Source organism: Pallidibacillus pasinlerensis, from assembly GCF_009996845.1.
GTDB classification, from domain to species: domain Bacteria; phylum Bacillota; class Bacilli; order Bacillales; family Caldibacillaceae; genus Pallidibacillus; species Pallidibacillus pasinlerensis.
The window spans coordinates 1-8,945 of record NZ_JAACYS010000097.1; the positions used below are offsets into that span (position 1 = coordinate 1).

Sequence of the window (8,945 nt, forward strand, 5' to 3'; positions counted from 1 at the left end):
CATCCCAAGCTATTACATTGCTTAAACACAAACAAGAAAAAACCTTATTCAGTATCGAATAAGGTAGAAAAAACTTCTATATAGTTATTCAATTATATTCAGAGACTGGTGCTGGACTTGACGAAATTTATTTACAACATCCACCCCACCAGCAACCGAAATCACACTGCCTGTAATCATATCCGAATCTTCATCACATAAAAAGGCAATCACTCGAGCGATATCCTCTCCACTACCTGGTCGACCAATTGGTGTGTTTGGATCTTGCATTTTACGTGCCTCTTGAATATTTAACTCTTTCATTTCACCGACAATATCACCTGGTGAAATCATATTAACCGTAATCCCATGTTCTGCCTCTTCTAAAGCAACCGTTTTCGTAAGTGAAACAAGTCCTACCTTAGCAGCCCCATAAGCAGAGCGATAAACCCACCCTGGTGCATGTTCTGCTTCATGGAAACCGTATGTAATAATGCGACCAAATTTTTGTTTCCGCATCACAGGTATCGTTAATTTTAAGAAATGATAGACCGCACTTAAGTTTCCTTCAACCATTTCATACCACTCGTCATCTGTATAATCGACAAGTTTTTTTCGCTCAGCGATATACGGACCTGCATTATTAATTAAATAATCGATACGTCCAAACCTTTCCATCGCTTGGGTGAAAATATATTTAATATCTTCTTTTTTTGTCACATCACCTTGAACAAACTGAATGCGGTCGCCATACTCTTTCCATTCTTCTTTCAGCTCATTTATCCGAGCCAAGTCGCTTCGAAAATTCACTGTAACCGAGCAACCCTTTTTCAGAAGCTCCTCGGTCACCATTTTACCAAGACCCTTCGACCCTGCAGTGATTACTGCATGCCTCACATCTCTCACCCACTCTCTTTTGGATTCCAATTAACGATTTAATAATGTTAAAAATTCCATCCGAGAATCTGAACGTTCTGCATATACTCCTCTTACGGCAGTCGTTGTAGTTTTCGCATCCGACTTCTTAATGCCACGTCCACACATACACATATGTTTTGCTTCAACGACAACCATTGTGCCTTGAGGTTCTAAAATTTCTTCTACCGCATCCGCAATTTGATTTGTTAAGTTTTCTTGCACTTGGAAACGTTTCGCATACCCATCTACCATTCTAGCAATCTTAGAAAGTCCAGTAATTTTTTCATTCGGAATATAACCAACATGGGCTACACCAAAAAATGGCGCAAAATGATGTTCACAAATGGAATAAAATTCAATATCTTTTACAAGGACTAATTCCCGATGTTGCACATCGAAAACCTTTTTCAAATGCTCTTTCGGATCTTCTTGATATCCTTCTGTATACTCAAGAAAAGCTTTCAATACTCGTTGTGGAGTTTCAAGTAAGCCATCACGGTTCGGATCATCACCACATAATTCAATTAAATGACGAAGAGCCTCGACTATTTTTTCAGCTTGTTCTACTTTATTTGAATCTCCATTGAATATATGAGGAAATTTTTCAAATACCTTAGATTCTAACTCTAATAAAGACATACGGCATAAACCTCTCTTCATTAAATTTATTAAAAAGTTTACTATATTTATCATGTTCGGTCTAGGATTATAGGGAATCATCCCTTATAGTTTCCTGTTTCATAAACTTAATCATAACAGTTTTTTTACTTTGAATCACCCAATTTAATATAGGTACTTTTTTCTAAATATTTTAATTGACTAGATATTAAAATATTAATTGATTGAATTTTCTAAAAAAACAAATAAACGGAGGGTCAATATGGGAGTAAGTGTAACGGTAAAAAAAGAGTTACAAAAGACGTTGGACCAAATACTAGACAATACAGTAAATCGGCTTGGTGGAGTACCTGGTGTTGTCGCAATGGTCACCGACCGCAATGGGAATATTTATGAAGGTGCTGCAGGAGTAAGAGATTTAAATACAAAAACCCCAATGTCCCTTGATACAGTGTTTGCTCTATTTTCAACAACAAAAGCCATTACTGGTGCTGTATTAATGAAATTAGTAGAAGAAGGAAAGGTAGACCTTCATCATCCTGCGAAAGAATACGTACCTGAAATTGCAGACATTATGGTGCTCGAAGGATTTGACGATAATGGAAATCCAATATTAAGAAAACCGAAAACCGATATTACCGTTAACATGTTAATGTTACATACCGCTGGATTCGGATACGAGTTTTTCAGTGAAGATGAACAAAAGTACCGTGATTATGCCAAAGTTCCACCTACTCTCGCAAGTTCAAAGGAAACCCTAAAAAGTGTATTGTTGTTTGAACCTGGTAGACGTTGGAACTATGGAATTAACATTGATTGGATTGGCCAAATTATCGAAGCAGTTACTGGTAAACGTCTAGGCGAAGTTATGGCTAAAACGATATTTAAGCCTCTTGGAATAAAAGATATCGCTTTTACATTGACACCTTTCATGTTAGAAAGACGAGCGACAATTCATACACGCAGTGAAGATGGAACTCTAACACCTAACCCAGATATCATCGTTCCACAACCTCCACCAAACAACACCTAATTCTTGTTTACAACTTTCTTCATTTTGTTTAAAATTATTACCGAACATTTCAATTGTGCCTTCATCAGGATGAACTAAATTTAACATTGATTTTAATGTCGTACTTTTCCCCGCACCATTTTTTCCAATTAACCCCATAATTCTTCTTGGAATAAATTGTTTTTATTCCTTAAATAACGTAAGTTTACAGCAATATTATTTTTCATATTTTCCATACATTTCATACCTCCTGTAATAATCATACCTTTGATTTATCCATGTTAACACCAACCAGAGTAAACGACTTTTGTTAACTTTAGTTGCATTCGGTTTTTCCATAATATCTTGTCCATTTTATATAACCAGTTTAGCGTAAAATAAGCTAGTACATGATTGGAAAATTGGAGGATAAATACATATAACCACTGTCCTTGACAGAGAAGTTTAAGTTGTTATAATTACAACTGTTCTTATATACTGAGATTAAATTCGTGAACGCGAGATAACTAAAATAAATAATTTATAACAACGTTTGGAAAACAATAAAAATAAAAAAAGGCAGATGAAAAATTACGATATGAATAAATTTAAAAAAGATTACATTATAACAATGGATGATATTGTACGCGAAGGTCATGAAATTCTTCATCGACCTGTTAAAGAAGTTGAATTACCGCTTTCAGAAGAAGACAAAGAAACATTAATGTGTATGATGACGTTCTTGAAAAATAGTCAAGACCCGGTGCTTTCGAAAAAATACAAATTACGAGGTGGCGTAGGTTTATCTGCAAACCAAATCGGATTAGATAAACGTATGTTTGTTACGTATTTTACCGACGATAAAGATAAGCTACATGAATATTACGTTATAAATCCGAAAATTATTAGTCACTCTGTTACAATGGTATACTTACCACCTGCAGAAGGGTGTTTATCAGTAGATCGTGAAGTGCAAGGATTTACCCCTCGCTATGAACGAATTAAAGTGAAATTTTATAATTTAGATGGCGAAGAAGTCATTCTTAAATTAAAAGGCTATGCAGCCATCGTATTCCAACATGAATATGACCATTTAGAAGGCATTATGTTCTACGATCGAATTAATAAAGAAAATCCATTCCAAGTACCGGAAAATTGTCGTAGCTTATACTAAAATTGGTTCTTCATAAAAAATGAGCTGTTTTCTTAGCAGCTCATTTTTCTTTAAACGGATTTTCAGATTCATCTATCATTGCTGCACTCACCATTGGCGATACAAACATGATGATGGCTTGAATACTTCCATTAATACCGTTAACCTTTGTTAATTTATCCTGAGGAACAATTTGCGGTAAAATGGCACCGACCGCTGGCATTTGAACACCTGCTCCAAAGGCTTAGTATGTTGAAGTATGTATGTGTGGTTCATATTAAGAGGACTAATAAATAAGCATTCGTAATTCTGTCATCCTCTTCGACAACTTTTTGGAAATGGTTATTAATTTGTTCTTTTATCACACGTTCAACTCCCAATTTCAGAAAATTAGCTTATATATAAATATGCTTTGCGATTACTTTCATTCATTCGTTGTCAAAATGTTGAACGTTGTTGTAGTCAATGACATTTTACAATTTGCAAAAAAAGCTTAGAAGGGAAAATATTAATTTTAATCATTATATAAGAGCCACCTTTAATATTAGTGGCTCTTATGTTTTACTTTCTTATTTGCATTTTTTACGTCTATTTCATTTTAGATAAATTCTTTAACTCTTCTTTAAAATCGATAAAGTATTGAATCGATTCCGGATTTGACAAAGATCCTTCGTTTACAGCTTTGTCTACCGGAACACCCATTAATATTTTCTTAATAGGGACCTCTAATTTTTTACCATTTAATGTTTTTGGTAAATCTTTTACGGCATATATTTCATTCGGTACATGACGTGGGGAACAATTAGTCCGAATAACTTGACTAATTTGTTTTTTTAACTCATCCGTTAGTTCTACGCCTTCATTTAATACGACAAAAAGTGGCATAAAAGATTTATCTGAACTTATCGGAATATCAACAATTAAGCTATCAACTACTTCTGAAATCGCATCGACGGCACTATAAATTTCACTTGTCCCCATCCGAATACCACCTCGATTAATTGTAGCATCGGAACGGCCATAAATAATTGAAGTACCTTTTTGGGTGATTTTAATAAAGTCACCATGGCGCCATATGCCTGGGAACATATCAAAATAACTATCTTTATAGCGTTCATTGTTTGGATCATTCCAGAAGTAGATTGGCATTGATGGCATTGGTTTCGTAATGACTAGTTCACCTATATCATCTATTAGTTCTTCTCCTACATCATTAAAAGCTTTAACCGAAGCCCCTAAACACCGTGCTTGTAATTCCCCTGAATACACTGGTAGTATAGGGCTTCCCCCAATAAATGCAGTACACATATCGGTCCCACCACTGACGGATGTTAACCATAAATCCTCTTTAACTTGTTCATATATCCAATCGAAGCCATTTGCAGGTAATGGGGAACCTGTTGAACCAATATTTTTCAAATATGTTAAATCTACTTCTTTCTTAGGTTTAAAGCCTGCTTTCATACAGGAAAGTATATAAGCTGCACTTGTACCGAAGATCGTCATTTTCGTTGATTCTGCAAACTTCCATAATGTGGAATGATCCGGATATGTCGGGTTTCCATCATAAATGACGATCGTCGCACCTAACAATAATCCACCTACAGCTAAGTTCCACATCATCCAACCTGTCGTTGTATACCAGAAAAAGCGGTCATCCTTTTTTAAATCGAGATGAAGGGATAAACATTTAATATGTTCTAAAACAATGCCTCCTTGACTTTGAACAATTCCTTTCGGTTTACCTGTCGTTCCAGAAGAATATAAAATCCAAAGTGGATGATTAAATGAAAATTGTTTAAATTTCAATTCTGCCCCAATATTTTCTAAAACGACTTGGTCAAATGGAACAGCATCGTCTAAATCTTTAATGTTCGGTTCCTTATCAAGGTTCGATATAATAATAGTTTTCTGTAATGACGGCAATTCTGTTTGGATTTCTTTTACATTCTCTAATCGATTATAATTTTTCCCACCGTATTGGTAACCATCAATCGCAAACATTACTTTTGGTTCAATTTGTTTAAATCGATCAATGACACTTTGGATACCAAACTCTGGTGCACAACTGGACCAAACAGCTCCAATACTGGCACAGGCTAAAAATGCCATTACAGTCTCGGGAATATTCGATGCATAGGCAACTACCCGGTCTCCTGGCTTTATCCCAATTGATTTTAAATATTGGGCAATTGCAGCCGTCTTCTTCTTTAATTCTTCCCACGAAACTTCTCCTTGTGGTCGATTTTCTGATTTAAAAATAATTGCAGGTCTTTCAGAAGTTTCATTGCGGAAAACGTGTTGCGCATAGTTAATGGTTGCATTCGGGAACCATTTTACATTCGGCATTTCTGTTCCTTCTATTACAACGTCGCCCATAGACCCTTTAATTTGGAAATATTCCCAAATCGCTGACCAAAAACCTTCTATGTCTGTTACAGACCATGACCATAATTCGTCATATTGATTGAATTTGAGTCCTTTCTTTTCCGAAAGCCAATTCATAAACTTGTGTAGATTACTATTTTCCTTGAAATCCTTTGAAGGTTCCCAAAGTATTTTTCCCTCTTGTTTTTCCGTTTTCAAATTTTCTCCCCCTTCCCGTTTAAAAAATATGCTGTTAATTTGATTTATAATTTTATAGAATAGTTAATTATTAATTAGATGAAACATTTTCAATGACTGCTGCGATTCCTTGTCCGCCACCAATGCATAGTGTAGCTAGGCCATATTTTAAGTTTTTATTTTTTAACTCTACTGCTAGAGAATACGTAACTCTTGTACCACTCGCACCAAGTGGATGACCAAGCGCAATCGCTCCTCCATTTACATTTAATTTTTCTTTATCAATACCAAGCTCTTTCACACAAGCAAGGGTTTGTGCAGCAAAAGCTTCATTAATTTCAATTAAATCCATATCAGTTAATGTTAAATTAGCTTTTGCTAGTGCCTTTTGACTTGCTTCAACAGGTCCAATCCCCATAATCTTCGGATCGACACCCGCAATTCCCCACGAAACAATTCTTGCTAGCGGTTTCAAATTGTTTTCTCTTACATATTGTTCAGAAGCAACAACAACCGCAGCCGCACCATCATTAATTCCGCTCGCATTTCCTGCTGTTACGGTTCCATCTTGTTTAAAAGCAGTTTTTAACTTAGCTAATTGTTCGAGACTAACACCTTCACGAATATGTTCATCTTGATCCACAACAATTTCTTTTCCCCTTTTACCTTTCGTAACTACAGGAACAATTTCTTGCGCAAAACGACCATTTTTTCTCGCCTCACCTGCTCTTTGTTGTGAAAGTAAAGCAAATTCATCTTGTTCTTCTCTTGAAATCTGGTATTTTTCGGCAAGATTTTCTGCAGTCATCCCCATTCCACAGCCAATATATTTATCTGTTAACGCACCCCAAAGCATATCTTCAATGACTGGCGGTTTGTTCGGTGAGCCGAATCGTGTTCCTTTTAATATATGAGGTGCAAGGCTCATATTTTCTACGCCACCACTTACATAAACATTTCCTTCTCCTAATAAAATATTTTGTGCAGCAGTAACAATTGATTGTAAACCAGACCCACATAAACGGTTTAATGTGATGGCACCAGATGATTCTCGTAAGCCACTTTTCAACCCGATATGGCGGGCTAAGTAAGCTGAGTTGTCACTTGTATGGATAACATTTCCAAATATAATCTCATCAATATCCTCTGCAGGAACGCCGCTTTTTTCCAACGCCCCTTTTGTTGCAATGACCCCTAGTTCAACATCAGGTATATCTTTTAGTGCACCACCATATGTACCAAATGCAGTTCTAGCACCTTCAATAATATATACTCCCATTTTCTTCGCTCCTTTCGGTATGTAACAACTCTATATTTTTAAACTCTTAATCTATAAAAATATTTTTAACGAATAACTCCCTCCTTGCACGGTTTTGTTAAGAAAAATATCACTTATCTGATAATTATGATAAATCCTTTTTGCTTCATATGTCAATTAATCCTAATCTAAAGGTTTCGCATGATTGACCGAGAATTACTTTGATTGGTTAGGCCTTTTTTGAGACAATATGGATTAAAGTGATTTGTTCAGAAAGGAGTATATATATTGCAATTTGAAAGTTTGATCGTGGAATGTGCGGAAAACTGTGGAAACGCTCCAAAAAAAGAATTACTAAGAGATTTAACAATTGCCTTTGCAAAAAATGATACGGAGTTTTGTATTAACTGTATGCGTGATGACATTGTTTGGGAATTGATCGGTCAGAACCGCTTTGAAGGAATCGGGGAATATAAAGAAGCTTTAAATGATTGGAAAAAGCACCAAGTTAAACATTTAATCATTCATAACATCATCACCCACGGCAATACCGCTTCATTGAACGGAACAATGATATTACAAAATGAAACAAAGATTGATTTTTGTGATGTGTACAATTTCGGAGGTTTTGGTAAAAAAGCAAAAATAAAGAAAATCACTTCTTATGTAATCAAAACCATTTAATTTTTGGATATGAACGATAAGAATACATTTGCTTCAGATCGTTCATATCCTTAACGGTCATTTATCCAGACCACGAGTAATCGTTTTACTTTTCTTAGCACTTTCACCTGCAACAAGAACAGCAGAATATAAAACAAATGCGATTCCTAAAACTTGCCACCCCATTAATTGATCGCCTAAAAATAAGACCCCAGATATAACCGCTACAATCGGTTCGATTGTTGCTAAAATCGATGCTTTACTAGCTTCTAAATATTTTAAGCCTGTTGTATATAAAACATAAGCAGCAAAGGTAGCAACAAGCGCTAATAATAATGACCAAATCCATACATCAGCAAAACGAAACAAATTCGCCTTTTTCGGTAAATCACTCGTTAATAACATAAAAATACTCGTATATAAAAAAGTGTAGGTTGTAATTGTTAACGCCGAATACCGTTTCGTTAATGGCTTACTAAATATGCTATAAAGGGCGTAGCAAAAGCCTGACAAAATTCCGATTAATACAACAGTTAAAGAGATACTAATTTCATTGAACGGAAATAATCCGACTACAAAGGCACAACCGGTTATCGCAAAAACAAGCGCCAAACCTTTTCGTTTCGTTAATGGTTCTTTAAAAAAGATTCTCGCTAAAATTGCAACGAATAAGGGGCCTGTGTATAAAAGCGTGACCGCAATCGATAAATTCGAACGGGAAAAAGCTTCAAAATAAAAATAATTAAATAAAGCCATACTTAAAACAGCTATGAGGAGTAAATTTATCAATTTTCGGTAGT

The 8,945-nt window shown here is 35.4% G+C and carries 9 protein-coding genes and 1 pseudogene; 3 read left to right on the forward strand and 7 right to left on the reverse strand.

The genetic code is table 11. From position 1 onward, the window contains the following. Positions 1 to 84: 84 nt before the first annotated feature. Positions 85 to 876 (reverse strand): SDR family oxidoreductase, encoded by a 792-nt coding sequence (locus GW534_RS14905; protein WP_161921781.1) that lies wholly within the window; start codon positions 874 to 876, stop codon positions 85 to 87. A gap of 30 nt (positions 877 to 906) precedes the next feature. Beyond that, a complete protein-coding gene (folE, locus tag GW534_RS14910) occupies positions 907 to 1,557 on the reverse strand; it encodes a GTP cyclohydrolase I FolE (protein WP_246204205.1) in 651 nt (216 codons plus the stop codon). Positions 1,558 to 1,777: 220 nt separating this feature from the next. Here folE and GW534_RS14915 point away from each other — a divergent pair, with 220 nt between their 5' ends. Next, on the forward strand, positions 1,778 to 2,548 hold the full coding sequence (locus GW534_RS14915; RefSeq protein ID WP_161921782.1) for a serine hydrolase domain-containing protein: 771 nt from the start codon (positions 1,778 to 1,780) through the stop codon (positions 2,546 to 2,548). Here the strand turns inward: GW534_RS14915 and GW534_RS14920 are convergent. Next, complete coding sequence (locus tag GW534_RS14920; protein WP_161921783.1) at positions 2,495 to 2,686, reverse strand: ATP-binding cassette domain-containing protein; 192 nt, start codon at positions 2,684 to 2,686, stop codon at positions 2,495 to 2,497. The two genes, GW534_RS14915 and GW534_RS14920, sit on opposite strands and share 54 nt — an antisense overlap. Positions 2,687 to 3,104: 418 nt before the next feature. Between GW534_RS14920 and def the strand changes: the two genes are divergently transcribed. Then, entirely contained in the window at positions 3,105 to 3,680 is a 576-nt protein-coding gene (gene def / locus GW534_RS14925) for a peptide deformylase (RefSeq protein ID WP_161921789.1), read from the forward strand. 73 nt (positions 3,681 to 3,753) lie between these two features. On the opposite strand, the pseudogene GW534_RS14930 reads toward def, so the two are convergent. From GW534_RS14930 to GW534_RS14940, 3 genes and pseudogenes are all read right to left on the reverse strand, one after another. Continuing rightward, a pseudogene (locus GW534_RS14930) lies at positions 3,754 to 3,903 on the reverse strand (MFS transporter); the annotation flags it as partial. 344 nt (positions 3,904 to 4,247) lie between these two features. Next, the gene (locus GW534_RS14935) at positions 4,248 to 6,245 is read right to left on the reverse strand and encodes an acetoacetate--CoA ligase (protein WP_161921784.1); all 1,998 of its coding nucleotides are present in this window, start codon (positions 6,243 to 6,245) and stop codon (positions 4,248 to 4,250) included. A gap of 70 nt (positions 6,246 to 6,315) precedes the next feature. Then, positions 6,316 to 7,503: a thiolase family protein gene (locus GW534_RS14940; protein WP_161921785.1), complete on the reverse strand. Its 1,188-nt coding sequence runs from the start codon at positions 7,501 to 7,503 to the stop codon at positions 6,316 to 6,318. A gap of 267 nt (positions 7,504 to 7,770) precedes the next feature. Here GW534_RS14940 and GW534_RS14945 point away from each other — a divergent pair, with 267 nt between their 5' ends. Beyond that, a complete protein-coding gene (locus tag GW534_RS14945; RefSeq protein ID WP_161921786.1) occupies positions 7,771 to 8,166 on the forward strand; it encodes a nuclear transport factor 2-like protein in 396 nt (131 codons plus the stop codon). A 57-nt stretch (positions 8,167 to 8,223) separates the two neighbouring features. On the opposite strand, the gene GW534_RS14950 is transcribed toward GW534_RS14945, so the two are convergent. Further along, positions 8,224 to 8,945: EamA family transporter (locus tag GW534_RS14950; RefSeq protein ID WP_161921787.1), on the reverse strand; the 722-nt coding region annotated here is incomplete at its 5' end.

What these genes read in the sequence shown, in the direction of transcription:
- def (WP_161921789.1), top strand. Translation starts at nt 3,105, where the DNA reads ATGAATAAATTTAAAAAAGATTACATTATAACAATGGATGATATTGTA.
- GW534_RS14915 (WP_161921782.1), top strand. Translation starts at nt 1,778, where the DNA reads ATGGGAGTAAGTGTAACGGTAAAAAAAGAGTTACAAAAGACGTTGGAC.
- folE (WP_246204205.1), bottom strand. Translation starts at nt 1,557, where the DNA reads ATGAAGAGAGGTTTATGCCGTATGTCTTTATTAGAGTTAGAATCTAAG.
- GW534_RS14940 (WP_161921785.1), bottom strand. Translation starts at nt 7,503, where the DNA reads ATGGGAGTATATATTATTGAAGGTGCTAGAACTGCATTTGGTACATAT.
- GW534_RS14920 (WP_161921783.1), bottom strand. Translation starts at nt 2,686, where the DNA reads ATGGGGTTAATTGGAAAAAATGGTGCGGGGAAAAGTACGACATTAAAA.